A 25,855-nucleotide genomic window follows, 5' to 3' on the forward strand; every position below is an offset into this window, starting at 1 on the left:
TACGTCGCGACGTATGAGACGTATGAAGGGGGGCGTTCCATGAACGGCATGCGCATGACGACCGGATCCCGAGCCCTCGCGGCGGGCGCGGTCATGCTGGGCTGGGTCGGGCTGCTCTGGGTGCTGGAGGGCATCGACCTCGCGACCGGCCACAGCCTGGACGGTCACGGGATCAGCCCGCGCGAACCGGGCGAGCTGCTCGACATCGTGCCCGCCGCCTTCCTGCACAGCGGCTGGGCGCACGTCGCGTCGAACAGCGTCCCGCTGCTGGTCCTCGGCTTCATAGCCGCGCTGGGCGGCCTGCGCCGCTTCGCGGGCGTGGTGCTCACGGTGATCCTGGTCGGCGGCCTGGGCGTCTGGCTCACCGCCCCGGCGCACACGGTCACGCTCGGCGCGTCGGGCGTGGTCTTCGGCCTCTTCGGCTACCTGCTGGTCCGCGGCTTCGTGGACCGCCGTCCGCTGGACGTGGTCATCGGCGTGATCGTCGCCGCGGTGTACGGCTCGCTGCTCCAGGGCGTCCTGCCGACCGATCCGGGCGTCAGCTGGCAGGGTCACCTCTTCGGCCTGCTCGGGGGCGCGCTCGCCGCGTTCGTCCTGCGCCGGGGCGCCCGGCCGCTCAGACCGTCAGGCCCCGCACCAGCAGATCCAGCAGGGCACACGCGAACAGGGCGATTCCGATGAACCCGTTCACCGAGAAGAACGCCCGGTTCAGCCGCGACAGATCGTGCGGCCGCACCACCCGGTGCTCGTACACGAAGGCGACGGCGACGATCACCATGCCGATCCAGTAGAAGAGCCCCGCCTCGGTGGCCAGTCCGAACCAGACCAGCAGCCCGGTCGTCACCACGTGACAGACCCGCGCGCCCCACAGCGCGGCAGGCACGCCGAACCGGGCCGGGACGGAGAACACCCCGTGGGCCCGGTCCGCCTGCACGTCCTGGCAGGCGAAGATCAGGTCGAAGCCGCCGATCCAGATACCGACGGCGAGACCCAGGATCACCGCGTCCCACGACCAGCTCCCGGTCACCGCCAGCCAGGCACCGACCGGCCCCATGGCCTGGGCGATGCCCAGGATCGCGTGCGGGTAGTTCGTGAACCGCTTGCCGTACGGGTAGACGACCATCGGGATCACCGCGAGCGGCGCCAGCGCCAGGCAGAGCGGGTTGAGCAGCGCCGCCGCACCGAGGAAGACGACGACGGCGATGAGCGCCCCCGTCCACGCCGACCTCACCGACACGGCACCCGTCACCAGCTCGCGGCCGGCGGTACGCGGATTGCGGGCGTCGATCTCCCGGTCGATGATCCGGTTCGCGGCCATCGCGAAGGTGCGCAGCCCGACCATAGCGACGGTGACGAGCAGCAGGGTGACCCAGTGGATCGACTCGTCGTCGTGGAACATCGCGGTCAGGGCGGCGATGTAGGCGAAGGGCAGCGCGAAGACGGAGTGCTCGATCATGACGAGCCGCAGGAACGCGCGGGGTTTGCTGCGGGGCTGCGGCACGGCAGCGGCAGAGGCACTCACAGTCCGTATTCCTTCCACCGGCGGTCGACCTTCGCCGCCGTGTCCGGGTCGGACTCGACCATGTCGGGCCAGCCCCCGTCCCGGGTGTAGCCCTCCTCGGGCCACTTCTTCGTCGCGTCGATCCCAGCCTTGCCGCCCCAGAACTGCTGGTAGGAGGCGTGGTCGAGATGGTCGACGGGACCTTCGGCGACGGTCAGGTCCCGCGCGTAGTCGGTGTTCCCGAGCGCCCGCCAGGACACCTCGTGCAGATCGTGGACGTCACAGTCGGAGTCCACGACGACGATCAGCTTGGTCAGCGACATCATGTGCGCGCCCCAGATGGCGCTCATCACCTTCTGGGCGTGCTTCGGGTACTTCTTGTCGATCGAGACGATCGCACAGTTGTGGAAGCCACCGGACTCGGGCAGGTGGTAGTCCACGATGTCCGGCACGATGATCTTGAGCAGCGGCAGGAAGAACCGCTCGGTGGCACGGGCCAGCGGCCCGTCCTCGGTCGGCGGCCGGCCCACCACGATCGACTGGAGCAGCGGGCGCTTCCGCATGGTCACGCAGTCGATGGTCAGCGCGGGGAACGGTTCCTGCGGCGTGTAGAAGCCGGTGTGGTCACCGAACGGCCCCTCGGGCAGCGTCTCGCCGGGCTCCAGCCACCCTTCGATGACGACCTCGGCGTTGGCCGGGACCTGGAGCGGGACGGTCTTGCAGTCGACCATCTCGATGCGCTTGCCCTGGATGAACCCGGCGAACAGGTACTCGTCGATGTCCCCCGGCAGCGGCGCGGTGGAGGCGTACGTCACCGCGGGCGGCGCCCCGAACGCGATGGCGACCGGCAGCCGCTCCCCACGTCTGGCGGCGACCTGGTAGTGGTTGCGGCTGTCCTTGTGGATCTGCCAGTGCATCCCGATGGTGCGGCGGTCGTGGCGCTGGAGCCGGTAGAGCCCCAGGTTCCGCACGCCGGTCTCGGGGTGCTTGGTATGGGTGAGCCCGAGGTTGAAGAACGAGCCGCCGTCCTTGGGCCAGGTGAAGAGCGCGGGCAGCCGGTCCAGGTCCACGTCGTCGCCGGTGAGGACGACCTCCTGGACCGGTGCGTTCTCCGCCTTCACCTTCTTCGGCGGCACGTGGACCATCGTCCCGAGCTTGCCGAAGGCCTCCCGGACGCCGACGAAGCCGTGCGGCAGCTCCGGCTTGAGCAGCCCGCCGATCTTGTCGCTGATCTCCGAGTAGGACTTCAGCCCGAGCGCCTTGAGGAGCCGCTTGTCGGTGCCGAACACGTTCATGGCCAGGGGCATCGAGGAGCCCTTGACGTTCTCGAAGAGCAGCGCGGGCCCGCCGGCCTTGTTCACCCGGTCGACGATCTCACCGACCTCCAGGTAGGGGTCGACCTCGGCCTTGATGCGCTTGAGCTCGCCCTCGCGCTCCAGAGCCCGGAGGAGGGATCGAAGATCGTCGTAAGCCATGCTGTCCAGTTTGACATCCTCCCCTCCGCCGCCCGCCACGGCTCCCCCACCTCGCGCCCCGACGATGGCCCGGCTGCCGGATCGGCCCGGCACTCACGCCCCGCGCACGTCGGGGAGCTCCGCGCGGCATCCGTCGCCATGGTCGTGCCGAAGCCGTCCACCCCTGCTCTCGGCGATCCGCAAGGCATCGGTCAGGCACTCGGCCAATCGTGCCGCGGCGAAACGGAGCTCCGTCACGGCCGCACCGGGTGCGGCGATGATCGGCCGGGCGCAGTCGAGGACCTCCGCCCCCATTCCCAACTGCACGGTCTCCATCTGGTCCGCCACGCGCGATACGTACCCATGGCCGTCGGTACGCAGATAGCAAGGTCCACCGTCGGGACGGGTCCAGGGCAGTAACCGGGCGTGGAGGGCGTCGTGTTGCTCTGAGGGGCTCATGAAACCGAGATTGGACCGGTGGACCGGTCCAATCAAGCTATTCGCCGCTTCTTCCACCCATCGGGTAGCTGTCCACCTGTTCCCAGAGGTGCGCCGGGGTCACCCCCTCCTCGCACACCAGGACCTCACCGGTGCTGTCGCTCGCCGTATGGAGGACGACCACGACCGCGGCCGGCATTCCGAGGCCCAGGCATTCGGCCTCACCGGCGGACGCGAGGCGTACTGAGGTCACGTCCGTTCCGTGAGCCGGGGACCTGCCGAGCGTCCGCGCGACGTAGTGGGTCGTCCCTTCCGGAATCGGCCCCTTCTGGGAGAGCTTCGGACAGGCGTCCGCGACCTCTTCCGGAAACCACGCCGTGACCAGCGACAGCGGAGACCCGTCGTCGAGCAGCATCAGCCGGTCGCGGCGGAGAGCGACCGTTCCGGCGCCGACCCCCATGGCATCGGCCACCCGACTGGACGGCACCTCCTTCTCGGGCGCTCCCAGCCGCCGGAACGGACCCCCGCCGGAGACGCGAGGCGACCCGGCGGACCGCCGCCCGGCCGGTCGGGCCACGGGAACCTCCACGACCGTGAAACCCGACCCTTGCCGGGCGACGACAAGCCCGTCCCCGCGCAGTACATCCATCGCCTTGATGACGGTGGCACGCGACACCGACCACTGCTCGCACAGATCCCGCCCGGAGGGAAGCAGGTCTCCCGGCCCGAAGTCGCCGTCCGAGATCCTGACGCGCAGGGACTCGGCGATCTGCTCGTACTTCAACTGCGGCACAGCGGCCTCCTGGTGACTGGACAGGTCAACCGGCTAGGTTAGTCGAGGGATGCACGCGCCACGTTCTTCTGCCGGAACAGGACGGTCTCATGACGGCTCACCAAGTCCCGCCGGGAATCATCGAGTTCTACACCTCCACCATCAACGAGGCCGACCGGCTCTCCGTCCCGGCCGACGGCGTACTGGAAATGGTCCGGACCCAGGAACTCCTGCGCCGCCATCTCCCGCCCGCTCCGGCATCCGTGCTCGACGTCGGCGGTGGTCCCGGGGCCCATGCACGATGGCTCTCGGAGGACGGCTACCGCGTGCACCTCGTGGACCCCGTTCAGCGCCACGTCACCGAGGCCGTGGACTCCGGTTGCAGCGTCGAACTGGGTGACGCCCGTGCTCTGAGCGCGGCCGACGACTCGTACGACGTGGTCCTTCTCCTCGGCCCCCTCTACCACCTGGTCGAAGCGGCCGACCGCAGGACCGCCCTCACCGAGGCCCGTCGTGTGGTGCGGCCGGGCGGTCTCGTCGCCGCGGCCGGTATCAACCGCTACGCCTCGCTGTTCGAGCACACCGCGCTCGCCCACCTCGACGGCGCCTCGCTCCAGGAGGGCATCGCCAAGATCCTCGCGACCGGCTCGCACGACGGGAAGAAGGGCTTCACGGAGGCCCACTTCCACACGGGCCAGGAGCTGGAGTCGGAGCTGAGCGACGCCGGTTTCACCGATACCCGGGTGTACGGGATCGAGGGCCCCACCTGGGCGCTGCTGAAAGCAACCGAGCGGCACACCCGGGAATCCCTCACCGGATCGCGCATGTTCGCCTCCGCGCTGGCGGCCGCCCGCATGGCAGAGCCGTACCCGGATCTGCTCGCAGCCAGTTCCCACCTGCTCGCCGTGGGGCGTAACTGACACCCGTTACCCTGGGCCCGTCACCGGGGCGGGGCTTTGCCCCGCCAACTCTCCTCGGGGGGAAACTTCCACCATGCTCCGGGCCCTGATCTATCTCCTGCCGCTGGCGCTGACGATCTTTGCGTTCATCGACTGCCTGAACACCCCGGAGGACGAGGCCAAGCACCTGCCGAAGATCGCCTGGGTCTTCATCATCCTGTTGTTCTGGATCGTCGGCCCGATCGTGTGGCTGGCCGCGGGCAAGGTGCGCGAGGTGCCGGCCGACGGCCGTACGCCCTCCGAGTGGCACCGCAACGGGCGTTCCCGGTGGGTGGCGCCGGACGACAATCCTGACTTCCTGAAGTCCCTGAAGGAAGAGAACAAGCAGGACGAGGCGGTCCTCAAGGACTGGGAGGCGGACCTGCGCCGCCGCGAGGACGAGCTCAAGCGGCGGGAGAGCGGGGCGGGTCCGGAGGAGTCGGCGCCGCCCGCTCCGTAACGCGCTCCGGGAACATCAGGCGTACAGCAGCTGCCCCAGCCGGTTGAGCAGGGGCAGCAGCGCTGTGCGCTCCTGCGGCGTGAGCGCTTCGAGCGCGCCGTGCACGGCGCGCATCTCGGCGCGGATGGTGTGGGCGAGCGCGGTGCCCTCCGGGGTGCGGCTCGCGACCTTGGAGCGCCGGTCGCCGGGGGCGGGGGCGCGGACGACCAGGCCTCGGGTCTCCATGCGGCTGATCAGGCCGGTGGCGTTGGACGCGTCGCAGACGAGGTGGGCGGCCAGGGCGCTCATCGGCATGGGCTCGTTGAGCGCGATCAGCGCGCGGGCCTGCGAGGTGGACAGTGCGTGACGGGCGGCGACGGCGGTGAGGTCGTCGTGGTGGCCGCGCACGACGAGGGCCAGCGGCTCCAGGAGGTCTTCCGGGGCGGGGGCGGCCCGATCGTCCGGAGCAGTGTCGGCGCGGGGCGTCGGTTCGGTGGTCATGGTCGGCCATTCTTCGATCGGCATCCGCCGACATTTATTTGACATGCTCAATGGTTGGCAGTTACATGAAAGTAATTGCTTGAGCATATCAAGCTCCACCCCGTCTCCCCCGCCCCCGTCCCCGCAGAAAGCGTCCTCCATGCCCTCCGTACCCGAGACCGTCGACCGCCTCCGCACCACCTTCCGTACCGGCAGCACCAAGAGCCTCGACTGGCGCACCGGCCGGCTCCGGCAGCTGCGCACGCTGCTCACCGAACGCGGTGACGAACTGGCCGACGCGCTCCACGCCGACCTCGGCAAGAGCCGCAAGGAGGCCTACCGCACCGAGATCGACTTCACGGTCCGCGAGATCGACCACACCCTGGAGCACCTGGCCGACTGGCTGCGGCCAGAGCCCGCCCCCGTACCGGCCCGGCTCGGCGGGGCGACGGCCCGCACCGTGCAGGACCCGCTCGGCGTCGTCCTGGTCATCGCGCCCTGGAACTACCCGGTGCAGCTGCTGCTCGCCCCGCTCGCCGGCGCGCTCGCCGCCGGGAACACCGTGCTGGTCAAGCCGAGCGAACTGGCGCCCGCGACCTCCGCGGCCGTCGCGCGGCTGCTGCCCCGCTATCTGGACGAGGACGCCGTCGCCGTCGTCGAGGGCGCTGTTCCCGAGACCACCGCGCTGCTCGCCGAGCGCTTCGACCACATCTTCTACACCGGCAACGGCACGGTGGGCCGGATCGTGATGGCGGCGGCGGCCAAGCACCTCACCCCGGTGACCCTCGAACTGGGAGGGAAGTCGCCGGTCTTCGTCGACCGGGACACGGACCTGAAGGCGGTCGCGGGACGGCTGGCGGCCGGGAAGTTCCTGAACGCGGGCCAGACCTGCGTCGCCCCCGACTACGTACTGACCGACCCGGAGACCGCCCCCGCCCTCGCCGACGCGCTCGCCGCCGCCGTCGAGGGGCTCTACGGGGCGGACGCCTCGACGCACCCGGAGTACGGCCGGATCGTGAACCGGCGCCACTTCGACCGGCTGACCGGACTCCTGGGCTCGGGCCGCACCGTGACCGGCGGCACCTACGACCGGGACGCCAAGTACATCGCCCCGACCGTGCTTGCCGACGTGGCACCGGACGCGCCCGTGATGCGCGAGGAGATCTTCGGGCCGGTACTGCCGATCGTCACCGTGGACGGCCTCGACGAGGCCATCGCGTTCATCAACGAGCGGGACAAGCCGCTGGCGCTGTACGCGTTCACCGAATCGGACACCGTACGCGAACGGCTGGTCGCGGAGACGTCCTCCGGCGCCGTCGGCATCGGGCTGCCGCTCGCCCATCTGACCGTCTCCGACCTGCCGTTCGGCGGGGTCGGTGAGAGCGGCATGGGCAGCTACCACGGCCGCTACTCGCTGGAGACGTTCAGCCACCGCAAGGCGGTCCTGGACACACCTCTCACCTGACGAGCACCCGTCGGCGCACCCAGTCCGCCCCCGCGCCTACGCGGCGGTCCGGGCGCCCGCGACCGCGTCCCGGTACGTGTCCAGCGCCGAGCGGGGCTCCCGGCCGAGGAGGGTGCGCAGGGCGTTGTCCTGTATCCCGGTGCCGTCCAGGAAGCCCCCCGCGATCGCTGAGTACGCGCCCACCAGCATCGGAACCTGGTAGGACAGTGCCTGCCCGGCTTCGGTGATCGCCGAGCGGGCCGCGCCCAGCGAGCCGGGTTCGTACGAACCCCCGACCGCCTCCGCCAGCTCGGCGCCGCCCAGCGCCCGCTCGCCGACGAGTTCGTACACCCGGCCCGCGTGCCGCTCCGGATCGGCCACCACCTGTGCCGCCACCGCCGCGAGGTCGGCGCGGGCCACCGCCGCCAGGCGGCCCGCGCCCAGTGGCGCCGCTATCGTCCCGTCGGGGGCCGGAGCGGCGATGTCGGCGAGGAACTCCGCGTAGAGCCCGTTGCGCAGGATCGTCCACGCCGATGTGGAGCGCCGGAGGCGGCGTTCGGTCCAGCGGTGGGCCAGCGAGAACGTCAGGTGGTCGCCGTCGCCGCTGACGCTGGTGTAGACGATGTGCCGCACACCCGCCTCCTCGGCCGCCCGGATCGCTCCGTCGTGACGGGCGATGACCGTGTCGTCCTCTCCGTACCCGGCGGAGATCAGCAGCAGCGTGTCCACGCCGGTGAGATCGAGTGAGGTCGGGTCATCGAAGTCGACGCGCCGTTCGGCGGTGGAGCGGGGGGTACGGGTGCCGAGTACGACGTCGTCCCGCCCGTCGAGTTCGCCTGCGACGAGCCGCCCGAGCGCGCCGTTGGCGCCGGTGACCAGAATCATGGGATGTCCCTCCTGAGCTGTGTGGTTCCATCATCAGGAACCGGCCCCGGCCGGGTAAGGAGGCACATTGATGTCAGCAGGGCACACCGAGGTAACCACCTCCGCGCCGGACACCCCCGTCATCGTCTGCGAGACGCCGCAGGACGAGTGCGGGGTGCGGGACGTGCTGGACCGGCTGGGCGACAAGTGGTCCGTCTACGTGGTCGTCGAACTCGCCTCCGGCATGCGGCGCTTCAAGGAGCTCCAGCGCGCCGTCCCCGGCGACATCTCGCAGCGCATGCTCACCCTCACCGTCCGCCGCCTGGAGCGCGACGGGCTGGTCGAGCGGACCGTACACCCCACCGTCCCGCCGCAGGTCGAGTACGAGCTGACGGAGACGGGCCACAGCCTCACCCACCTCGTGAAGGCCCTGGCGGACTGGTCGATCGCTCACCGCCCGGTCATCGCCGCCTCCCACGCGGCCTGGGACGCCGCCCACGCACAGCCGGACGGCCGGGCACGCACAGCGGCCGCCCCACCCGTGGAACGGGTGCGACGGCCGAGGGTGTGAGGGCTCAGACTCCGGCGTAGGAGTGCTTGCCGGTCACGAAGATGTTCACGCCGTAGTAGTTGAAGATCCAGCAGGCGAAGGCGATCAGCGCCAGGTAGGCGGCCTTGCGGCCCTTCCAGCCGGCGGTGGCGCGGGCGTGCAGGTAGCAGGCGTACGCCACCCAGGTGATGAAGGACCAGACCTCCTTGGGGTCCCAGCCCCAGTAGCGGCCCCAGGCGTCGCCCGCCCAGATCGCGCCCGCGATGATCGTGAACGTCCACAGCGGGAAGACGGCCGCGTTGATCCGGTACGAGAACTTGTCCAGGGACGACGCGGCGGGCAGCCGGGAGAGCACGGACTCGGCGAACGCGCCCGGCCGGCCCCCGTTGGCGAGCTTGCTCTCGTAGCTGTCGCGGAAGAGGTACATCAGCGTGCCGGCCCCGCCGATGAAGAACACCGCACCGCAGATGATCGCGGTGGAGACGTGGATCCAGAGCCAGTACGAGTGCAGCGCGGGCACCAGCTGGTCGCTGGAGGTGTACAGCAGGGTGGTCGCGATACCGAGGTCCAGCAGCACGGCCGTGACCAGCAGCAGGCCCATCCAGCGGACGTTCTTCTTGAGCGCGAGCAGCACCAGGTACGCGGCCACCACCACCACGGAGAACGTGATGGAGAACTCGTACATGTTGCCCCAGGGGGCACGCTGCACGGACATCGCGCGGGCGACGACCCCGCCGGCCTGGACGAGGAACGCCAGCACGGTCAGGGAGACCGCGATCCGGCCGTACAGGTCGCCCTTGAACGTGCCGCCGGCCGCGCCGGGCCCGTCCGGGACGTCACGGGACCCGGCTGCGGAACGGGTGACGATCTTCGGCCGTTCCAGTACGGCGGTACCGCCGGACTTCTGCGCGACCTCGACCTTCACCGTCGCGGCGGCAGCCTCCTCCGAGGTCAGTGCGGCGGCGGTACGGCCCACCTTGCTGCGGCTGCCGAACACCCACTCCGCGATGTGCGCGAAGAAGGCCAGCGTGTAGACGGCCATCGACGAGTAGATCAGCACATTGCTGGTGTGTGCCAGATTCTCGTTGGTTGCGGCGGCGAGATTCACTTCTCAGCCCCTTCGGAAGGTTCTGCGGAGGACGCGTCGACGACGTCGGGGTCCGGATCGGTGTCGGAGTCGTTGTCGGGGCCGGGCGCCATCGGCGCCGCGGCGTTGAGCGTGACCGCGAGATCGGCCAGCTCCTCTGGAAGCTTCGCGGACTCGCTGCGGCCGAGCCCCGCCATCTCGACGACGGTGACGCCGTCGGCGCCGCGCACGGCACGGACCCAGATCCGGCGCCGCTGGATGAACAGCGAGCCCGCCAGACCGGCGATCGCGCCGATGGCTCCCACGAGCGCCCAGCCGCTGGCGGGCTGCTCCGAGATCTGGAAGCTGGCCCACTCCTGGATGCCCTCGAACTTGATGGAGCCGGCCCCGTCGGGCAGCTTCATCGTCTCGCCCACCAGGAGGCGCTGCTTGAGCTGCTTGCCCTTGGAGTCCTTGAACTCCTTCATCTTCGACTTGTTGAGCTGGTACACGTTCTGTGCCAGGCCCGAGTCGACGCCGAGGGAGCCGTGGTAGCCGTTGAGCGCGAGAACCGGCATGTCGGCGGCCGGGAACTGCGAGAACATCGTGCCCTTGCCGTTGCCCGCGAAGGTCGGCACGAAGAAGGCCTGAAAGCCCAGCTGGTCCTTCTTGCCGTTCTTGTCCCGGTAGCCGTCCATCACCTTGATCGCACCGGACGAGGTGACGTTGTTGTCCAGGGGCAGCAGCGGCACGGCGGCCTTGTAGACCTCCTTGCCCCGGCCGTCCCTGACGGAGACGACGGGCGCGTAGCCGTGGGCGTTGAGGTAGACCTTCGTACCGTCGACGACAAGGGGATCGTTGACCTTGATCACGGACTTCTTCGGCTTGCCGTAGGCGCCGTCGGCGTACGTCACGTGCGCCTCGTACGTGCGGGGGGTGCCGATCTGCGGGCCGCTGCGCTCGTACGTGCCGACGAAGTTGTCGAGGGTGAAGCTGAAGGGGGCCAGCGAGTCCTGGTCGAAGAGGGAGCCGGACTTGAAGTCGTCGTACTGGGTGATCGTGTTGGAGAACCCGTCGCCCTCGACGACCAGCTTGGCGCCCTCCGACTTGAAGAGCTGCCCCCAGGCGAAGGCCACCAGCATCACGATCAGCGCGATGTGGAACATCAGGTTCCCGGCCTCGCGCAGATAGCCCTTCTCGGCGGCGACCGCGTCCCCGTCGACATGGGCCCGGTAGCGGCGCTTGCGCATCATCGCGCGCGCGGCCTCGCGGACGTCCTCGGGTGCGGCCTCGGTGCGCCAGGTGGTGTACGCGGGCAGCCGGGTCAGCCGCTTGGGCGCGCCCGGCGCGCGGCTGCGCAGCTGGCCGATGAAGGTGCCGGTGCGCGGCACGATGCAGCCGATGAGCGAGACGAACAGCAGGATGTAGATCGCGGAGAACCACACCGAGCTGTAGACGTCGAAGAACTGGAGCTTCTCGTAGATCGGCGTGACGGTGGGGTGGAGGCCCTTGAAGGTCTGCACCTTGAGTTCGTCGACGCTGTTCTGCGGGATCAGCGAGCCGGGGATGGCGCCGAGCGACAGCAGGAAGAGCAGGATCAGGGCGACCCGCATGGAGGTCAGCTGCCGCCAGAACCAGCGGATCCAGCCGATGATCCCCATGGCGGGAAGGCTCGACAGGGCCTCCTCGCGCGGGGCGGTGGAGAGCTGGGAGCCGGCGGCGCCGAGCTCACGGGCGGTCTCCCGGTCCTGCTCCGCGCGCACCTCCCGCTCGTCGGGGCGCTCGCGCTCCTGGGACGGGTTGGACTTGGTGTTGCTCATTCGGTACTCAGATCCCCACCTGGAAGCCGGCGGACCAGCCCTGCAGTTCCTGCATCATGTTGCCCCACACTCCGGTCAGCAGGAGCAGCCCGGTCACGATCATCATCCCGCCGCCGATGCGCATCACCCAGACGTAGTGGCGCTTGACCCAGCCGAACGCGCCGAGTGCCCTGCGGAAGGCGACGGCGGCGAGCACGAACGGGATGCCGAGGCCGAGGCAGTAGGCGACGGTCAGTATCGCCCCGCGCCCGGCGGTGCCCTCGTTCATCGCCAGGATGCTCACCGAGCTCAGTGTCGGGCCGAGGCAGGGCGTCCAGCCGATCCCGAAGAGCGCGCCGAGCAGCGGGGCACCCACCAGGCCGGTCACCGGCTTCTTGTGGATGCGGAACTCGCGCTGGGTCATCCACGGCATCAGGCCCATGAAGAAGACCCCCATGAGGATCATCAGGACGCCGAGGACCTTGGTGAGCGGGCCGCTGTTCGCCTGGAGCGTGTCGCCGAAGTAGCCGAAGAGCGCGCCGCCGGAGACGAACACGGCAGTGAAGCCGACGACGAAGAGCGAGGCGCCCGCGACCATCCGGCCCCGTCTGGCCTCGGCCAGATCGGCGCCGCTGACCCCGGTGACGTAACTGAGGTAGCCGGGGACGAGCGGCAGGACGCACGGGGAGAAGAAGGAGACGAGCCCGCCGAGCAGGGCGATGGGCAGGGAGACCAGAAGGGCTCCGCTCATGACCGTCTCGTTCTGTGTGGCGGCGAGGGCGATCACCTGATCACTTCTCCGCGATCAGCGGGTCGAGCATCTTGCGCAGCTGGGTGTCGTCGAGCGGGCCCACGTAGCGGGCGGCCAGCTTGCCCTCCCGGTCGATGACGACGGTCGACGGGATGGACTGGAGCTTGAACGTGCCCTTGGGGAACCTCAGCAGGAGCTTGCCGGTCGGGTCGTAGAAGCTCGGGTAGGTGACGCCGAAGTCCTTCTCGAAGCTGACCGCCTGGGCCGGTTGCGGGTCGCGGGTGTTGACCCCGACGAACTGGACGCCCTGCTCCTTGGTGGCCTTGGCCACCTTGGTGAAGTACTTCGCTTCGAGCCGGCAGGGGGCGCACCAGGAGCCCCAGGCGTTGAGGACGACGATCTTGCCCTTGTAGTCCGCGAGGTCGAGCTGCTTGCCGTCCAGGCTCTTGCCGTCGAGCTTCGGGGCGTCGGCGCGCTCGCCCTTGGCCGCGGTGGAGATTCCGCTGTTGCCCGTGACGAAGTTCGTGTCGCCGCCGCCACTGGTCTTGTTGCCGGAATCGCACGCGCTCAGCGTCAGTGCGAGCGCGGCGGCCACCGCGGGGGCGGCGAGCAGGGTGAAGCGGCGTCGGGGTGCGCGGCCATGGCTCATGTGAAAAGTTTCGCATGGCGGTTTCGGGGATCTTGGGCACCCCCCTCGGTGCCCGTAAAGCCCGTTGTCAGGCTTGTTTAAAGAAGGTGTTCCAGCCGCCTTCCGGCGCCTGTCCGACCTCAAGCGTGCGGAGCTTCGCGAGCACCGCCGGGTCCTGGGCATCGAGCCAGTCGACGAACTGCCGGAATGAGACGAGGCGCACATCCGGCTTCCCCGCGATGTGCTTGAGGGTCTCCTCCACGGCGTCCATGTAGATGCCGCCGTTCCACTCCTCGAAGTGGTTGCCGATGTAGAACGGGGCGCGGTTCGTCTCGTACGCGCGCTTGAATCCGCTGAGATACGACTGGGTGGCCTGTTCGCGCCAGCCCGGATAGCGGGACGGCATTCCCTTGGTCGAATTCTGCGACTGGTTGGCCAGGATGTTGTAGTCCATCGAGAGGACCTCGAAGGTGTGGCCGGGGAACGGCATGCCCTGGAGCGGCAGGTCCCAGACGTCCATGCGCTTCTTGGGCCAGACCTGGGTGCCGCCCGGCGAACTGGCGTCGTAGCGCCAGCCGAGCTTCTTCGCCGTCGGAAGCAGATTCTCCTGTCCGAGCAGACAGGGGGCGCGGCCGCCGATGAGTTCCTTGCGGTAGTCGAAGGGCAGTGGATCCTCGTCGGTCCAGCCGGTGTTGGTGCGCCATTCGGTGACGAAGGAGATCGCCTGGTCGATTTCGCTCTGCCACTGGGAGGAGGACCAGTTCTGGACGGATCCGGAGCCGCTGCAGAAATGCCCGTTGAAATGGGTGCCGATCTCGTGGCCGTCGTACCAGGCCTGGCGGACGTTCGTCAGCGTCGCCTTGAGGTGTTCGTCGGTGAGATATCCGATGTCGGAGGCGCCGACGGGGTTGTTGGGCGGGCGGTAGAGCGATTTCTTCGATTCGGGCAGCAGATAGAGCCCGGAGAGGAAGAAGGTCATCGCCGCGTCGTGTTCCTTGGCGAGTTTCAGAAAGCGCGGGAAGAGCCCGTTGCCGACCTCGCCCGCACCGTCCCAGGAGAAGATCACGAACTGCGGCGGCTTCTGGCCCGGTTCGAGCGGGACCGGCGCGGCCGGCTGGTGCGGCTGCTTTCCGGTGTCGGCGGTGGAACCGTCCCCGATGGACCTCACGTCCTTCTTCGCGGGCCCGGTCCCCTTGGCGGTCCCGTCGGCACCCTTCTCGCCCTTGCCCGGCCCCGCCCGGCCGGTGTCGGGGGAGTCGGACGAACTGCAGCCCGCCACCCCGATGGCGGCCGCGGCCCCAAGCCCGGCTCCGAGCAAACCCCTTCGGCTGATGTCACGCATGCGGTTCCCATCTGCGGTCGTTTTGCCTTAAGTCCATACAAACTGCCGAAGGCTTAGATGGACGAAGCAACACGAGGGTTCCCCGAAATAGCACACAATTCTTTACGGATCCAGACCCCGACCTTGACCGAACACAAGACCGATTGGACCAAACCCCACCACAACGGCAAAATCCGGGCCCACCGCCGGCCGTAACCGGAGCGGACCCGGACCGAAAACCTCCGGACCGGTGGCCGGCTACGCGCCGAACCCCTTGGACGCCCCCTTCACCGGCTTCGCACCCGCGAGGAGGTGCGCCGGTACGAGATCCCGCGCCGGCTCCGAGTACCCGACCGACACGATCTTGTCGCCCTGGTAGGTGAAGCTGGTCAGCGAGGCGAGCGTGCACTGCCGCTTGCGCGGGTCGTGCCAGAGCCGCCGCCGCTCCACGAAGCTCCGCACGATCCAGATCGGCAGCTGGTGGCTGACACAGACCGCCTCGTGCCCGCGGGCCGCGTCACGCGCCGCGTCCAGGGCGCCCATCATCCGGACGACCTGCTCGATGTACGGCTCACCCCACGACGGCCGGAACGGGTTCGTCAGGTGCTTCCAGTTGTCCGGCTTGCGCAGCGCCCCGTCACCGACGCCGAAGGTCTTGCCCTCGAAGACGTTGGCGGCCTCGATGAGCCGCCCGTCGGTGGCGAGGTCCAGTCCGTGGGTCTTGGCGATCGGCGTCGCCGTCTCCTGGGCGCGCTCCAGCGGGGAGGCGACGACATGGGTGATGTCGCGCTTCTCCAGGTGCTCGGCGACCCGGTCGGCCATCTGCCGGCCGAGCTCGGAGAGGTGGTAGCCGGGGCGGCGTCCGTACAGCACGCCGTCCGGGTTGTGCACCTCTCCGTGGCGCATCAGGTGGACGACGGTGATGTCCTTGCGTCCGGTGTCGCGGCCGGTCTCGCTGTTCGTCTCGCTGTTCATCTCGCTGTTCGTCTCACTGCTGGTCTCGCTCATGCGGTGGCCTCCGATGCGGCGCGGGCTGCGGCGGGCAGCGCGGCGGCGATCCGCTCGACGGCCCGGGTGTCGTGGGCGGTGGAGACGAACCACGACTCGAACGCCGACGGCGGCAGATAGACGCCCTGCGCCAGCATCGAGTGGAAGAACGGGGTGAAGCGGAACGCTTCCTGCCGCTTGGCGTCCTCGTAGTCACGGACCGGCCGGTCCGTGAAGAAGACGGAGAACATGTTGCCCGCCACCTGCACGGTGTGCGCGACGCCCTCCTTGGCGAGGGCCTCGCTCACCAGCCCCCGGATCTCCGCGGAGACCGCGTCGACCTTCGCGTAGGCGGCGTCGTCCAGCAGTCGCAGCTGGGCGAGCCCGGCGGCGGTCGCGACCGGGTTCCCGGAGAGCGTGCCCGCCTGGTAGACCGGGCCGGCAGGGGCCAGGTGCGCCATCACGTCGGCGCGCCCGCCGAAGGCCGCGGCCGGGAAGCCGCCGCCCATCACCTTGCCGAAGGTCATCAGGTCGGGCCGCACCCCGTCGATGCCGAACCAGCCGGCCTTCGACGTACGGAAACCGGTCATGACCTCGTCGGAGATGTACAGCGCGCCGTCGGCCGCGCAGATCTGCTTGAGCCCGGCGTTGAAACCGTCCAGCGGCGGCACGACGCCCATGTTGCCCGGGGAGGCCTCGGTGATCACACAGGCGATCTCGCCGGGGTGCGCGGCGAACGCGGCCCGCACGGCCTCCAGGTCGTTGTACGGCACCACGATCGTGTCGCCTGCCTGGGCGCCGGTGACCCCGGGCGTGTCCGGCAGCCCGAAGGTCGCGACCCCGGACCCGGCGGCGGCGAGCAGCGCGTCGACATGGCCGTGGTAGCAGCCGGCGAACTTCACGATCTTGGCCCGGCCGGTGAAACCGCGGGCGAGGCGGATCGCGGACATGGTCGCCTCTGTGCCGGACGACACGAGCCGCACCTGCTCCACCGGTTCGACCCGGGCGACGATCTCCTCCGCGAGCGCGACCTCGCCCTCACCGGGCGTACCGAACGAGGTGCCGCGGGCGACGGCCTCCTGGACTGCGGCGATGACCTCCGGGTGGGAGTGGCCGAGAATCATCGGCCCCCACGAGCACACGAGGTCGACGTACTCACGGCCGTCGGCATCGGTGAGGTACGGGCCGGTGCCGGACACCATGAAGCGAGGTGTACCGCCCACGGCCCGGAAGGCACGTACCGGAGAGTTCACGCCGCCGGGCGTCACGAGGGACGCGCGGTCGAAAAGCGTCTGCGAAACTGGGGCGTCATAGGGAAAGCTCACACATGCCATGGTGTCAGAGCCACGGATGGTATTTGCGGACAGGTGTTTCACCGCACGCCCGTGGGGGAGGTCACTGACACGATGATCGGGTTGCGCGGCGGGGGCTGTGTCTCCTAGTTAGTAGTCGGGTGGATGAAATATGCATCGCGGTGGCGGAGTGGGCGAAGGGACCGACGACCTGGGGCCCGAGCCTGCCCGGCGGGGTCGGCACCGGCGCGAGGCTGAGCGCAGACAGGGCATACAGGCCGGTGGCGCGCAGGTGGGAGACGGAGCCGGAAGCAGGAGTAGTGGCCGGGTGGGGGTGACCTACAAGTACTTCGGGGCCCCCGACGGCGCGACTGCCGCACGCGTGCCCATTTCCATGCGCCCGGAGGAGCTCGGCGGCGATGAGCTGGGCATGGGCGGCATGTTCAGCAAGATCAAGCCGGAGACGGTGGCCGCGATGGTCCTGACCGGCATACAGGGCATACCCCTGCACAAGGTCCCGCCGCTGGAGCTGGTCGTCCTGCACCCCGACTACGCGGTGGTCAGGCTCCCGATGACGGTCGTGGACCCGCTGCGCGGAGTCGGCGAGGAGTCGGTGGGTGCCGCTGCCTTCATCTGGTCCACGGTCCCGGACCGGGGCGGCCCGCGCGACGCGTACAACGTCTACCAACTGCTGCACGAGTGGCAGGACTTCTCACACCGGCTGCACGACGCGGGGCACCAGGCGTACTGCCTGGTGTGGCCCTGACCCGAGGTTTCCGGGAGCGGACTGGATCTCCCGGGAGCCGGGCCGGGGCGCCCCACGCGCACGTGGCGGGTACGGCTCCTGGGAGCAGGTCGTCGAAGCCGCCACGCGTTCGAGCGCGGCCGTGGACCACGAGCTCGGTCTGGAGTTCCGCCACTGCTCCTGCGAGATCCTCCAGGCGGCGTGAACCGCCCGCCCCCGCGTTTGCGGCGTGCCCGGCGGACCAATCCGGCGGACCAATCCGGCGGGCCGTCCGCGCCGAACCATTCACGTGGGCCGACGCACTCCCGCGACGGCACATCACCACGACAGTCACTCCCTCGCGGGCACTCCCCGCACAGCAGGTGAGCACGATGACACCGACCCGGCAGCTGCTCGGCCCAGATCTTCCCCCGCTCTTCGCGACCCCGGATCTGCCGGGCGCGCGGACCCCGGTCACCCAGGGCCACTGGTGCCAGGAAGCCGTGGAGGCCACGGCCGCGAGGCGGGTGGGCGCCGCCGCTGAACACCTGCCCGCCGAACGCGCGCCCCGCCCGCCGGCCGCCGCCGAACACACGGCCCAGCCCGTTCACTCCCGGACGCCCACCTGCACGGCGGACGTCCGTCGGCCAGCCGTATCCGGCCATTCATTGGCCGAAGAATGATCTTCAGCTGACCTGCCGAACCTGCCGATGCAGGAGGCACAGAAACTGAGGGAGGCCTGCCATGGGCGACATTCTGCTGGCCCTGTCCATCCCCGTGCTGGTCTTCGCCTCCGGCATCTACGCCGCAGCTGAGAGCTGGTGGCGGCGTCGGCATCCGGCGCCGCCGTCCCCGTACACCCACCAGGCGGCGCGGCTGGCCGAGCGCGCGATACTGGTGGACGCCGAGAGGATCGTGGACAGCGCGTACGGATGCGTCGGGGCGCTCTACGACGGGCCGAGTGCGCCGGGCGCACATATTTCGGCCACGGATGTCACCCCCGGGCCGGCCGCCAGTCCGGGTCACGGCCGGTCAGCGCCAGCACCCGCGCGAAGGGGCTAGCCCCTTCCGGTACGGGGAAGGGGTCACCGAACACCTTCGCCTCCCTGGCCTTCGGTGCCATCGCGGCCATCGCCGGGGCCAGCTCGTCCACCACGTCCGCGTCCGGCACGAATTCCTGGCCGGTCGCACGGGCCAGGTCCCACGCGTGGACGGTCAGGTCACCGAGCACCATGTGGCCGACGGTCCGGGCCGGGAACCCCATGGCACCCGCGGTCCCGTCCTCCGCGCCGGGCCTCGCCCACGCGTCGACCAGCGCGGCCGTCCGCTCCCCGAACCGGTTGCGCCAGTCGCCGGTGACCGCGTCCGGCGTCTCACCGAACTCCGCCTCCTCCCGGGCCGCCAGGGCCGTGAAGTTGACGACCACCTGGCTGAGGTGGCTGATCAGGGCGTGGATGTCGTACTCCGCGCAGGGAGTGGGATCGCCCAGCCGGCTGTCGTCGATGCCCCGGACCACGGGCAGCGCGCCGGCCGCCGCCGATTCCAGCAATTCGCTGATCTTCTTCATGCTTCGACCCTGCACGCGGCGGCGGCCCAGGTCTTGAAGAAACACGACAGCCGGGCACGACAACCGGGACACGGGACCCGCCCCGGTCATAGGATCGGCCGTCATGGCTGGCCCCACAGGTCCCCGGCGCGACACCCGCGGCATCGTCGACGCCCCCGAACTCTTCACGCACGTGACGTTCCGGCGCCGCGAACCCGCACCCGCGCTGCGCCCGTACCTGGAGCACTACTGGCTGATCGACTGGGATCTGCCGGAGCCCTACCTCTCCCACCTGGTCCCGCACCCCAGCGTCAACCTGGTCTTCGAGCGGTACCCGGGCTGCGGCGAAGAGGAGGCCGGCTTCGCGGAGGTCTCCGGCATCGGCCTGGAGCTGTTCACGCAGAAGCTGGAGGGGCGGGGCCGGGTCTGCGGGGTGCAGTTCCGGCCCGGCGGCTTCCACCCGTTCGCACCGGACCGGCCGGTGTCCGAGTGGACGGGACGCCGGGTCCCGGCGCCCGAGGTGTTCGCGCCGCCCGCCGCACCGGCCTCGGTCCTGGACCCCGCCGGGGAGGACGAGCGGATCGCGGCGCTCGACGCGTACCTGATGGCGCTCGGCCCCGAACCCGATCCGCAGGCCGACCGGGCGATGGCCCTGGCCGAGCTGGTGCGCACCGACCGCACGGTCCGCCGGGTCGACGGACTCGCCCGCGCCGAGGGGGTGTCGGTCCGCTCGCTCCAGCGGCTGTTCGCCACCTACGTCGGCGTCGGCCCGAAGTGGGTCATCCTCCGCTACCGCATCCACGAGGCGCTGGAACGCGCCGAATCGGAGCCGGAGGTGGACTGGGCGGCGCTCGCGGCGGACCTCGGCTACAGCGACCAGGCGCACCTGGTCAGGGACTTCACCGCGACGGTGGGCGTGCCGCCGACGGCCCTGACCGCCCGTTGACTCTCAGTGCCCCGTTGGCTGTCAGTGCCCCATTGACTGTCAGTGCCTCGTCCTAGAGTTTCGGCATGGAGCACACCGAAGCATCTTCCGTACGGATCGAGCCCTGGTCGGACAGCGATCTGGGGCTGCTCCGCCGTGCCAACGCACCGGAGCTGATGGACCATCTGGGCGGCCCCGAGTCCGAGGAGCAGCTCGTCGGGCGCCACGCCCGCTACGTGGCACTGAGCGCGGACCGCACCGGCCGGGGCCGGATGTTCCGCATCGCGCTGACCGGCGAGGACGAGGCCGTGGGCACCATCGGATTCTGGGTGCGCAGCTGGCGGGGCCAGGAGGTGTACGAGACGGGGTGGGCCGTTCTCGCGGGGTTCCAGGGGCGCGGCATCGCGTCGGCCGCGACGGCGGCGGTGGCCGGGCAGGCGCGCGCCGAGCGCAAGCACCGCTATCTGCACGCCTACCCGTCCGTGGCCAACGGCGCGTCGAACGCGGTGTGCCGCAAGGCGGGGTTCACCCTGCTCGGTGAGTGCGAGATCGAGTACCCGCCCGGCCATCCGCTGCTGACGAACGACTGGCGGCTCGATCTGCACCCGGAGCGCTGACAGGCCCCAGGGCCGGGTTCCGCAGAACTCGTTTGACGATCGGGGCGGCCTCCTGGATATTTATCTGCGTTGCGCAGCTTATGCGTGACGCATTCAACGACTCCGGACAGCCCCGACGCCCCGAGGAGACCCACCCGCCATGCTCACTCTCGTCACCGGAAGCCGCGGCCGCGTCGGCTCCACGCTCGCCGCGCTCCTGCACGACCGCGGCCACCCCGTCCGCGCCGCCTCCCGCAACCCCGCCGAGCTCGCACTGCCGGCCGGCGTCCCGGCCGCGGCCTGCGACCTCGGTAACCCCGGGACCTTCCCGGCCGCGCTGGACGGCGTCGACTCCGTGTTCCTGTACGCGGAGCCGTCCCACATCGACGACTTCCTGGCCGCCGCGCGGGCCGCCGGGGTCGGGCACATCGTGCTGCTCTCCTCCAGTTCGGTGCTGGCCCCGGACCCCGCCGCCAACCCCGTCGCCGCCTCCCACCACGCGGTCGAGGAGGCCCTGACCGCCTCGCCCCTCCGCTCGTCGCTCCTGCGCCCCGGCGACTTCGCGAGCAACGCCTACCAGTGGGCGGGCGCCTTCCGCGGCGGGCGCCCCGTCGACCTGCCCTACCCCCTCAGCCAGACCAGCCCGATCGACGAGACCTCCATCGCGGAGGCAGCCCTCGCCGTGCTCACCGACACCCGGCTCCAGGGCGCCTCGTATCACCTGACCGGCCCCGAATCCCTCACCGCGACCGAGCAGGTCGAGCTGCTGGCCGCGGCCTCCGGCAGCGCCACGACCGTCAACGCCGTGAGCCGGCAGGCCTGGAAGGAGTCCGTCTCCCCCTTCCTGCCCGCGGAGTTCGCCGAGGGGCTGCTCAGCCACTGGGCCGCCACCGACGGTTCACCGGCCGAGGTCACCCGCGATACGGAGAGGCTCATCGGGCGCCCGGCGCGCACGTTCGCCTCCTGGGCCGCCGAGCACGCCGCCGCCTTCCGCCCCTGAGCCCGCGCCACCCCCCACCGCCCCCGCGCCGCCCGAATTCCCTGGCAGGCGCACCCGGACCGGTGACATCCTGACCAAGTGAACGGACCGGAGATCCACCTCGAAGTCGCCCCCGAACTCAGGCTCTTCGTGGCGCACCACCGCCGCGGGGCACGTACGGCCGTGACCACCGACGGCTCGTCCACCCTCGGCCATGTCGTCGAATCGCTCGGGGTCCCGCTCACCGAGGCCGGACAACTCCTGGTGGACGGCCGCCCCGTCCCGTTCTCGCACATCCCCGCCGCGGGCGAGGTGGTCGACGTCCAGGCCGTACGGCGCCCGCAGCAGGTGCCGGGCGCGCCCCTGCGCTTCCTCCTCGACGTCCACCTCGGCACCCTCGCGCGGCGGCTGCGACTGCTCGGCGTCGACGCCGCCTACGAGTACGAGGACATCGGCGACCCGGCCCTGGCCACCCGCTCCGCGCGGGAGCGGCGCGTCCTGCTCTCCCGGGACCGGGGGCTGCTCCACCGGCGGGAGATCTGGGCGGGGGCGTACGTCTACAGCGACCGGCCGGAGGAACAGCTGCGGGACGTACTGGGGCGGTTCGCGCCCGAGCTCGATCCGTGGAGCCGGTGCACCGCGTGCAACGGACGGCTGGCGGCGGCCGACAAGGACAGCGTGGGCACCCGGCTGGAGAGCGGAACGCAACGCTCGTACGACGTCTTCGCGCAGTGCACGGAGTGCGAGCGGGTCTACTGGCGCGGCGCCCACCACGCCAGGCTGGAGGCGATCGTCACCGAGGCGGTCCGCGACTTCGGCGGTGCCGCCGCCCGGCCGGACCGCTCGGGCGCCTGAGCGCGGCACGGCGCCACCGGCCCCAGGCTCACCGCGACCCCGGCCCCGGCCCCGGTCCCGGGCTCACCGGGGCCCGTCGCCGCCCTCCCGCAACCCCGCGACCTGGGCCGCGCTCAGCTCCACCGTCCGCCGCATATGGGCGATGAGCAGCGCGACCTCGTCGTCGCCGTAGCTCTCGAACATGGCCGCCCAGCCGCCGTTCAGCTGCTCCCAGACCGCCCCGAACTCCGCCATCCGTCCCGGCACCGTCGTGACGAGGACCCGCCGCCGGTCCACCGTGTCCCGTGCGCGGGTGACGTAGCCGGCCCGCTCCAGCCGGTCGACCAGCCGGGTCGCGGAGCCCGTGGTGAGCCCGGTCAGTTCCGCGATCCGCCCCGTGGTGACGGGAGCCGCCTCCAGGCTGAGCAGGTTGAGGCACTGGAGGTCGGTCGGGTGGAGCCGCAGCCGGTCCGCGACGGCCTGGTTGAACAGGGCGTACGCGGCCATGTAGCGGCGCGATACGACGGACAGCTCGGCGAGCATCGCGGCACGGCGGGGCGGGACGGACTTCTGCGGCATACAGAGAGTGTACGAAGCAGAGATCGCTCATCCGCCCGCTCGGGCGGCCCGGGGCGACCGGCCGAGGCGGGCGGCCTCAGAAGACGTACTCGTCACCGGTGGCCGGGGCCAGCACCTCGTGCTCGCTGTTCTTCGCGTTCCGGTCCGTCGCACCGCCGTTCCACCCGGTGTCGATCCGGACGACCACCTCCGTCGGCCGCCCCTGGAGCTGGAGTTCGAGGGCGAGCTGCCGCTGCCGCGAGCCGTCCGCGGGCAGCGGGCCCGTGCGGCACAGCACGGTCTGCGCGTCGGCCTGGAGGCACTGCGCGGGCAGCACCTGGCGGCCGGCGAGCGGCACGGACACCCGTAGCCGGACGGTGGCGCCCGTGAGGTCGGAGGGGCCGCTGTTCCGGCTGGTCAGCCAGACGCCGAGCCCGGTGCCCCACAGCGAGACGTGCCCGTGGTGCGACACATCCGCCTCGGGCGCGGTGCCCCGCGCACCCGGCGCGACCGTCGGCGGGCCCGCCGTGGCCGTCCCGCCCGCGCCCAGCGCCAGAGTCGATGCCACGGCCGCCGCGGCGGACACCCTCAGCAGGGCCTTGCACGTCACTACCATGTCCCGAAGATACAGATCTGCACGAAATATCCATATATTCGGACCGGTTCGGCGCGTCCCGGTGTCCCGCTCCCTCCCGCACTCCGCCGCCCTGGTCATGACACGCTGATCACATGTCCGTGGTCCGCTCCATCGCCCTGTTCGTCGTCGCCGCGCTCTTCGAGATCGGCGGTGCCTGGCTGGTCTGGCAAGGCGTCCGGGAACACCGCGGCTGGGCCTGGATCGGTGCGGGGATCGTCGCGCTGGCCACGTACGGCTTCGTCGCCACGCTCCAGCCGGACGGCGAGTTCGGGCGCGTGCTCGCGGCGTACGGCGGGGTCTTCGTCGCGGGCTCGATCGTCTGGGGCATGGTCGCGGACGGCTACCGGCCCGACCGCTGGGACGTCACCGGCGCACTGGTCTGCCTGGCCGGCATGGCCGTGATCATGTACGCCCCCCGCAACCACTGACCGCGCCCCTGCCTATCCTGGCCCCGTACCGATCAGCTGTCCGAGGAGCCCGCCATGGCCGCATCCCCCATCGCCGTCATCACCGGAGCGAGCAGCGGCATCGGCGCCGCGACCGCCCGGCAGCTGGCGGCCGCCGGTTACCGCGTCGTGGTGACCGCCCGCCGCAAGGACCGCATCGAGGCGCTCGCCGCCGAGATCACCGCGGCGGGCCACGAGGCCACGGCCTACGCCCTGGACGTCACGGACCGGGCCGCGGTCGACGAGTTCGCCACCGCGTTCCGCTCCCTCGCGGTCCTGGTGAACAACGCGGGCGGTGCGCTCGGGGCCGACCCCGTCGCCACCGGCGACCCGGCCGACTGGCGCCAGATGTACGAGACCAACGTCATCGGCACCCTCAACGTGACCCAGGCCCTGCTCCCCGCGCTCACCGCGAGCGGCGACGGCACGGTGGTCATCCTCTCCTCGACCGCGGGCCTCTCCGCCTACGAGGGCGGCGGCGGGTACGTGGCCGCCAAGCACGGCGAACACGTACTGGCCGAGACCCTCCGGCTGGAGATCGTCGGCACCCCGGTCCGCGTCATCGAGGTCGCCCCCGGCATGGTCAAGACCGAGGAGTTCGCGACCACCCGCTTCCGCGGCGACACCGAGAAGGCCGCCAAGGTCTACGCGGGCGTCGACGCCCCCCTCAGCGCGGACGACGTGGCCGACACCATCACCTGGGCCGTCACCCGCCCCAGCCACGTCAACATCGACCTCCTGGTCGTCCGCCCCCGCGCCCAGGCCTCCAACTCCAAGGTCCACCGCACAGGCTGACGGGGTCCGCCCGGCGGACTCCTGGGCCCCGGGGCGGATCCCCGTAGCGCCTGTCGTCACCCGTCCGAGGGAACCCGCCCCGGTCATCGAGCCGCCGCGTGCGTCTTCGACCTACGTTTGATCACAACTTCACACAGAACGGCTCTCGGCCGGATGACAGTCCTGCCGAGAGCCTCACCACCGAGGAAGTGGAGCTTCCCGTGGCTGAGCACGACCCTAACGCGCCCGCGCTTTTCGAAGTCGACGATCTCGCTCCCCGCCCAACCGGGTTCCTGGACCTCTCCGATCCCCGCTACGCCTACATGTTCGGCTTCGTCCAGGCGGACGGGCACCTCGCAGCGGGGGCAGGCAGAAAGGGCCGCCTGAGTGTCGAGATCAACGTGCGGGACATCGCGATCCTTCGCGAGTTCCAGCGGCTGACTCCGTACAACAGCAGCATCACGGAGCGCATCCGCTCCACCAATTTCGCCGAGCGCCATCATTCGGCGATCTGGACCGTCTGCGCCCTCGAAGCCCGTTCCTTGATCAACGACTTGGGAGTCCCCTACGGGCGCAAGTCACGACGCATCACGCCGCCCCGGGTCGACTTCTCGGCCCGCGACTACCTTCGCGGAGTCATCGACGCCGACGGCTCGGTGGGCATCACCAGCCAGGGATTCCCGTTCATCTCCCTGACCACGGCCAGCACAGCCGTGGGGGCTTACCTCTGCTTCTACGCGAAGAAGGTGACCGGGGCCCAGCGTTACATCAGCCGCAACACCCGCGACGGCATCTACAACATCATGTACACGATGGAGGCCGCCGTGCGGCTGGCCGAGCACCTCTACTACCCCGGCTGCCTTGCGCTGAGCCGCAAACGGGACGCCGCAGCAACCGTCTTCACCTGGGAGCGCCCTCCGGGGCTGAAACCCCGTGCGAAGAACCGGCGGTGGAAGCCCTGGGAGGACGAGATCCTCCTCCGGCTCGACGATGCGGGCAGCGCGGCGCCCGAACTCGACCGGAGTGTGGCCAGCTGCTCGGTCCGTCTGTGGCGACTGAAGTCCGGGCAGATCGCACCGGCCGACGGCACGGCACCCGGCAGGTGAGGAGAG

General features: G+C 70.5%; 30 protein-coding genes. 14 read left to right on the forward strand and 16 right to left on the reverse strand.

Translation table 11 applies throughout. The features are described 5' to 3' along the window. The first annotated feature begins 39 nt into the window (after window positions 1-39). On the forward strand, window positions 40-681 hold the full coding sequence (locus tag ACZ601_RS27805; protein ID WP_469542906.1) for a rhomboid family intramembrane serine protease: 642 nt from the start codon (window positions 40-42) through the stop codon (window positions 679-681). Here ACZ601_RS27805 and mqnP read toward each other — a convergent pair. The 4 genes from mqnP to ACZ601_RS27825 all read right to left on the reverse strand — a co-directional run bounded on the left by mqnP (window position 617) and on the right by ACZ601_RS27825 (window position 4,186). Further along, window positions 617-1,456, reverse strand: coding sequence for a menaquinone biosynthesis prenyltransferase MqnP (mqnP, locus tag ACZ601_RS27810; protein WP_242436796.1), 840 nt, complete (start codon window positions 1,454-1,456; stop codon window positions 617-619). The genes ACZ601_RS27805 and mqnP overlap by 65 nt on opposite strands. 62 nt (window positions 1,457-1,518) lie before the next feature. Beyond that, window positions 1,519-2,976 (reverse strand): menaquinone biosynthesis decarboxylase, encoded by a 1,458-nt coding sequence (locus tag ACZ601_RS27815; protein WP_469542908.1) that lies wholly within the window; start codon window positions 2,974-2,976, stop codon window positions 1,519-1,521. A 93-nt stretch (window positions 2,977-3,069) separates the two neighbouring features. After that, window positions 3,070-3,303 carry a hypothetical protein gene (locus tag ACZ601_RS27820; protein WP_469542911.1) on the reverse strand — a complete coding sequence of 78 codons (234 nt, stop codon included), beginning with the start codon at window positions 3,301-3,303 and terminating at the stop codon, window positions 3,070-3,072. Between the two features lie 148 nt (window positions 3,304-3,451). Beyond that, entirely contained in the window at window positions 3,452-4,186 is a 735-nt protein-coding gene (locus ACZ601_RS27825) for a GntR family transcriptional regulator (RefSeq protein WP_469542914.1), read from the reverse strand. Window positions 4,187-4,275: 89 nt separating this feature from the next. On the opposite strand from ACZ601_RS27825, the gene ACZ601_RS27830 reads away from it, so the two are divergent. Further along, window positions 4,276-5,085 (forward strand): class I SAM-dependent methyltransferase, encoded by an 810-nt coding sequence (locus ACZ601_RS27830; RefSeq protein WP_469542917.1) that lies wholly within the window; start codon window positions 4,276-4,278, stop codon window positions 5,083-5,085. 73 nt (window positions 5,086-5,158) lie between these two features. Continuing rightward, on the forward strand, window positions 5,159-5,563 hold the full coding sequence (locus ACZ601_RS27835; protein WP_469542920.1) for a PLD nuclease N-terminal domain-containing protein: 405 nt from the start codon (window positions 5,159-5,161) through the stop codon (window positions 5,561-5,563). Between the two features lie 15 nt (window positions 5,564-5,578). On the opposite strand, the gene ACZ601_RS27840 is transcribed toward ACZ601_RS27835, so the two are convergent. Next, entirely contained in the window at window positions 5,579-6,043 is a 465-nt protein-coding gene (locus tag ACZ601_RS27840) for a MarR family winged helix-turn-helix transcriptional regulator (protein ID WP_440576882.1), read from the reverse strand. Between the two features lie 139 nt (window positions 6,044-6,182). Here ACZ601_RS27840 and ACZ601_RS27845 point away from each other — a divergent pair, with 139 nt between their 5' ends. Beyond that, window positions 6,183-7,487 (forward strand): aldehyde dehydrogenase family protein, encoded by a 1,305-nt coding sequence (locus ACZ601_RS27845; RefSeq protein WP_469542923.1) that lies wholly within the window; start codon window positions 6,183-6,185, stop codon window positions 7,485-7,487. A 36-nt stretch (window positions 7,488-7,523) separates the two neighbouring features. On the opposite strand, the gene ACZ601_RS27850 is transcribed toward ACZ601_RS27845, so the two are convergent. Further along, complete coding sequence (locus tag ACZ601_RS27850) at window positions 7,524-8,351, reverse strand: NAD(P)H-binding protein (RefSeq protein WP_469542926.1); 828 nt, start codon at window positions 8,349-8,351, stop codon at window positions 7,524-7,526. Between the two features lie 70 nt (window positions 8,352-8,421). Between ACZ601_RS27850 and ACZ601_RS27855 the strand changes: the two genes are divergently transcribed. Beyond that, a complete protein-coding gene (locus ACZ601_RS27855) occupies window positions 8,422-8,901 on the forward strand; it encodes a winged helix-turn-helix transcriptional regulator (RefSeq protein WP_469542928.1) in 480 nt (159 codons plus the stop codon). Between the two features lie 4 nt (window positions 8,902-8,905). Here the strand turns inward: ACZ601_RS27855 and ccsB are convergent, their stop codons facing one another. The 7 genes from ccsB to hemL form a co-directional block, all read right to left on the reverse strand. Next, window positions 8,906-9,988 (reverse strand): c-type cytochrome biogenesis protein CcsB, encoded by a 1,083-nt coding sequence (gene ccsB, locus ACZ601_RS27860; RefSeq protein WP_440576784.1) that lies wholly within the window; start codon window positions 9,986-9,988, stop codon window positions 8,906-8,908. After that, window positions 9,985-11,766 (reverse strand): cytochrome c biogenesis protein ResB, encoded by a 1,782-nt coding sequence (gene resB / locus ACZ601_RS27865; protein WP_469542932.1) that lies wholly within the window; start codon window positions 11,764-11,766, stop codon window positions 9,985-9,987. The genes ccsB and resB overlap by 4 nt, the downstream gene beginning before the upstream one ends. 7 nt (window positions 11,767-11,773) lie before the next feature. Next, on the reverse strand, window positions 11,774-12,496 hold the full coding sequence (locus ACZ601_RS27870; protein WP_469542935.1) for a cytochrome c biogenesis CcdA family protein: 723 nt from the start codon (window positions 12,494-12,496) through the stop codon (window positions 11,774-11,776). 40 nt (window positions 12,497-12,536) lie between these two features. After that, window positions 12,537-13,145, reverse strand: a complete 609-nt coding sequence (locus ACZ601_RS27875) for a TlpA family protein disulfide reductase (protein ID WP_469542938.1) — start codon at window positions 13,143-13,145, stop codon at window positions 12,537-12,539. Between the two features lie 67 nt (window positions 13,146-13,212). Next, window positions 13,213-14,466 carry a polysaccharide deacetylase family protein gene (locus ACZ601_RS27880; protein ID WP_469542941.1) on the reverse strand — a complete coding sequence of 418 codons (1,254 nt, stop codon included), beginning with the start codon at window positions 14,464-14,466 and terminating at the stop codon, window positions 13,213-13,215. Window positions 14,467-14,703: 237 nt separating this feature from the next. Continuing rightward, on the reverse strand, window positions 14,704-15,420 hold the full coding sequence (locus tag ACZ601_RS27885; protein WP_469543187.1) for a histidine phosphatase family protein: 717 nt from the start codon (window positions 15,418-15,420) through the stop codon (window positions 14,704-14,706). A gap of 29 nt (window positions 15,421-15,449) precedes the next feature. After that, the gene (gene hemL / locus ACZ601_RS27890) at window positions 15,450-16,766 is read right to left on the reverse strand and encodes a glutamate-1-semialdehyde 2,1-aminomutase (RefSeq protein WP_311304990.1); all 1,317 of its coding nucleotides are present in this window, start codon (window positions 16,764-16,766) and stop codon (window positions 15,450-15,452) included. A gap of 130 nt (window positions 16,767-16,896) precedes the next feature. Here hemL and ACZ601_RS27895 point away from each other — a divergent pair, with 130 nt between their 5' ends. Together ACZ601_RS27895 and ACZ601_RS27900 are read left to right on the forward strand one after the other, a co-directional pair. Further along, on the forward strand, window positions 16,897-17,490 hold the full coding sequence (locus ACZ601_RS27895) for a hypothetical protein (RefSeq protein ID WP_311304989.1): 594 nt from the start codon (window positions 16,897-16,899) through the stop codon (window positions 17,488-17,490). 702 nt (window positions 17,491-18,192) lie between these two features. Further along, complete coding sequence (locus ACZ601_RS27900) at window positions 18,193-18,510, forward strand: hypothetical protein (RefSeq protein WP_469542945.1); 318 nt, start codon at window positions 18,193-18,195, stop codon at window positions 18,508-18,510. On the opposite strand, the gene ACZ601_RS27905 is transcribed toward ACZ601_RS27900, so the two are convergent. Further along, window positions 18,443-19,015 (reverse strand): TIGR03086 family metal-binding protein, encoded by a 573-nt coding sequence (locus ACZ601_RS27905; RefSeq protein WP_469542948.1) that lies wholly within the window; start codon window positions 19,013-19,015, stop codon window positions 18,443-18,445. The genes ACZ601_RS27900 and ACZ601_RS27905 overlap by 68 nt on opposite strands. Before the next feature lie 103 nt (window positions 19,016-19,118). Here ACZ601_RS27905 and ACZ601_RS27910 point away from each other — a divergent pair, with 103 nt between their 5' ends. From ACZ601_RS27910 to ACZ601_RS27925, 4 genes are all read left to right on the forward strand, one after another. Then, on the forward strand, window positions 19,119-19,940 hold the full coding sequence (locus tag ACZ601_RS27910; protein ID WP_469542951.1) for a DUF6597 domain-containing transcriptional factor: 822 nt from the start codon (window positions 19,119-19,121) through the stop codon (window positions 19,938-19,940). Window positions 19,941-20,005: 65 nt separating this feature from the next. Continuing rightward, window positions 20,006-20,536 (forward strand): GNAT family N-acetyltransferase, encoded by a 531-nt coding sequence (locus ACZ601_RS27915; RefSeq protein WP_469542954.1) that lies wholly within the window; start codon window positions 20,006-20,008, stop codon window positions 20,534-20,536. Between the two features lie 139 nt (window positions 20,537-20,675). Then, window positions 20,676-21,515 carry an SDR family oxidoreductase gene (locus ACZ601_RS27920; protein WP_469542957.1) on the forward strand — a complete coding sequence of 280 codons (840 nt, stop codon included), beginning with the start codon at window positions 20,676-20,678 and terminating at the stop codon, window positions 21,513-21,515. 78 nt (window positions 21,516-21,593) lie between these two features. Further along, window positions 21,594-22,349: a Mut7-C RNAse domain-containing protein gene (locus tag ACZ601_RS27925; RefSeq protein WP_469542960.1), complete on the forward strand. Its 756-nt coding sequence runs from the start codon at window positions 21,594-21,596 to the stop codon at window positions 22,347-22,349. A gap of 63 nt (window positions 22,350-22,412) precedes the next feature. Here ACZ601_RS27925 and ACZ601_RS27930 read toward each other — a convergent pair whose 3' ends face one another. Both ACZ601_RS27930 and ACZ601_RS27935 read right to left on the reverse strand, forming a co-directional pair. Continuing rightward, window positions 22,413-22,907, reverse strand: coding sequence for a MarR family winged helix-turn-helix transcriptional regulator (locus ACZ601_RS27930; RefSeq protein WP_440579441.1), 495 nt, complete (start codon window positions 22,905-22,907; stop codon window positions 22,413-22,415). A 76-nt stretch (window positions 22,908-22,983) separates the two neighbouring features. Then, complete coding sequence (locus tag ACZ601_RS27935; RefSeq protein ID WP_469542964.1) at window positions 22,984-23,502, reverse strand: hypothetical protein; 519 nt, start codon at window positions 23,500-23,502, stop codon at window positions 22,984-22,986. A 113-nt stretch (window positions 23,503-23,615) separates the two neighbouring features. On the opposite strand from ACZ601_RS27935, the gene ACZ601_RS27940 reads away from it, so the two are divergent. The 3 genes from ACZ601_RS27940 to ACZ601_RS27950 all read left to right on the forward strand — a co-directional run bounded on the left by ACZ601_RS27940 (window position 23,616) and on the right by ACZ601_RS27950 (window position 25,849). Next, window positions 23,616-23,951 (forward strand): YnfA family protein, encoded by a 336-nt coding sequence (locus ACZ601_RS27940; protein WP_073737160.1) that lies wholly within the window; start codon window positions 23,616-23,618, stop codon window positions 23,949-23,951. A gap of 54 nt (window positions 23,952-24,005) precedes the next feature. Further along, window positions 24,006-24,764 carry an SDR family NAD(P)-dependent oxidoreductase gene (locus ACZ601_RS27945; protein ID WP_401927409.1) on the forward strand — a complete coding sequence of 253 codons (759 nt, stop codon included), beginning with the start codon at window positions 24,006-24,008 and terminating at the stop codon, window positions 24,762-24,764. Between the two features lie 200 nt (window positions 24,765-24,964). Next, the gene (locus ACZ601_RS27950; protein WP_469542968.1) at window positions 24,965-25,849 is read left to right on the forward strand and encodes a hypothetical protein; all 885 of its coding nucleotides are present in this window, start codon (window positions 24,965-24,967) and stop codon (window positions 25,847-25,849) included. Window positions 25,850-25,855 lie beyond the last annotated feature (6 nt).

The sequence above is a fragment of the Streptomyces sp. NPDC104307 genome, from assembly GCF_055584045.1.

Coding starts and splice junctions, on each gene's coding strand:
- ACZ601_RS27880 (WP_469542941.1), bottom strand. CDS start 14,466: ATGCGTGACATCAGCCGAAGGGGTTTGCTCGGAGCCGGGCTTGGGGCC.
- ACZ601_RS27850 (WP_469542926.1), bottom strand. CDS start 8,351: ATGATTCTGGTCACCGGCGCCAACGGCGCGCTCGGGCGGCTCGTCGCA.
- resB (WP_469542932.1), bottom strand. CDS start 11,766: ATGAGCAACACCAAGTCCAACCCGTCCCAGGAGCGCGAGCGCCCCGAC.
- ACZ601_RS27910 (WP_469542951.1), top strand. CDS start 19,119: ATGGCTGGCCCCACAGGTCCCCGGCGCGACACCCGCGGCATCGTCGAC.
- ACZ601_RS27875 (WP_469542938.1), bottom strand. CDS start 13,145: ATGAGCCATGGCCGCGCACCCCGACGCCGCTTCACCCTGCTCGCCGCC.
- ACZ601_RS27855 (WP_469542928.1), top strand. CDS start 8,422: ATGTCAGCAGGGCACACCGAGGTAACCACCTCCGCGCCGGACACCCCC.
- ACZ601_RS27815 (WP_469542908.1), bottom strand. CDS start 2,976: ATGGCTTACGACGATCTTCGATCCCTCCTCCGGGCTCTGGAGCGCGAG.
- ACZ601_RS27870 (WP_469542935.1), bottom strand. CDS start 12,496: ATGAGCGGAGCCCTTCTGGTCTCCCTGCCCATCGCCCTGCTCGGCGGG.
- ACZ601_RS27840 (WP_440576882.1), bottom strand. CDS start 6,043: ATGACCACCGAACCGACGCCCCGCGCCGACACTGCTCCGGACGATCGG.
- ACZ601_RS27905 (WP_469542948.1), bottom strand. CDS start 19,015: ATGAAGAAGATCAGCGAATTGCTGGAATCGGCGGCGGCCGGCGCGCTG.
- ACZ601_RS27915 (WP_469542954.1), top strand. CDS start 20,006: ATGGAGCACACCGAAGCATCTTCCGTACGGATCGAGCCCTGGTCGGAC.
- ACZ601_RS27935 (WP_469542964.1), bottom strand. CDS start 23,502: ATGGTAGTGACGTGCAAGGCCCTGCTGAGGGTGTCCGCCGCGGCGGCC.
- ACZ601_RS27885 (WP_469543187.1), bottom strand. CDS start 15,420: ATGAACAGCGAGACGAACAGCGAGACCGGCCGCGACACCGGACGCAAG.
- hemL (WP_311304990.1), bottom strand. CDS start 16,766: ATGGCATGTGTGAGCTTTCCCTATGACGCCCCAGTTTCGCAGACGCTT.
- ACZ601_RS27805 (WP_469542906.1), top strand. CDS start 40: ATGAACGGCATGCGCATGACGACCGGATCCCGAGCCCTCGCGGCGGGC.
- ACZ601_RS27930 (WP_440579441.1), bottom strand. CDS start 22,907: ATGCCGCAGAAGTCCGTCCCGCCCCGCCGTGCCGCGATGCTCGCCGAG.
- ACZ601_RS27845 (WP_469542923.1), top strand. CDS start 6,183: ATGCCCTCCGTACCCGAGACCGTCGACCGCCTCCGCACCACCTTCCGT.
- ACZ601_RS27920 (WP_469542957.1), top strand. CDS start 20,676: ATGCTCACTCTCGTCACCGGAAGCCGCGGCCGCGTCGGCTCCACGCTC.
- ACZ601_RS27835 (WP_469542920.1), top strand. CDS start 5,159: ATGCTCCGGGCCCTGATCTATCTCCTGCCGCTGGCGCTGACGATCTTT.
- ACZ601_RS27940 (WP_073737160.1), top strand. CDS start 23,616: ATGTCCGTGGTCCGCTCCATCGCCCTGTTCGTCGTCGCCGCGCTCTTC.
- mqnP (WP_242436796.1), bottom strand. CDS start 1,456: ATGATCGAGCACTCCGTCTTCGCGCTGCCCTTCGCCTACATCGCCGCC.
- ACZ601_RS27895 (WP_311304989.1), top strand. CDS start 16,897: ATGCATCGCGGTGGCGGAGTGGGCGAAGGGACCGACGACCTGGGGCCC.
- ACZ601_RS27945 (WP_401927409.1), top strand. CDS start 24,006: ATGGCCGCATCCCCCATCGCCGTCATCACCGGAGCGAGCAGCGGCATC.
- ACZ601_RS27830 (WP_469542917.1), top strand. CDS start 4,276: ATGACGGCTCACCAAGTCCCGCCGGGAATCATCGAGTTCTACACCTCC.
- ACZ601_RS27900 (WP_469542945.1), top strand. CDS start 18,193: ATGGGCGACATTCTGCTGGCCCTGTCCATCCCCGTGCTGGTCTTCGCC.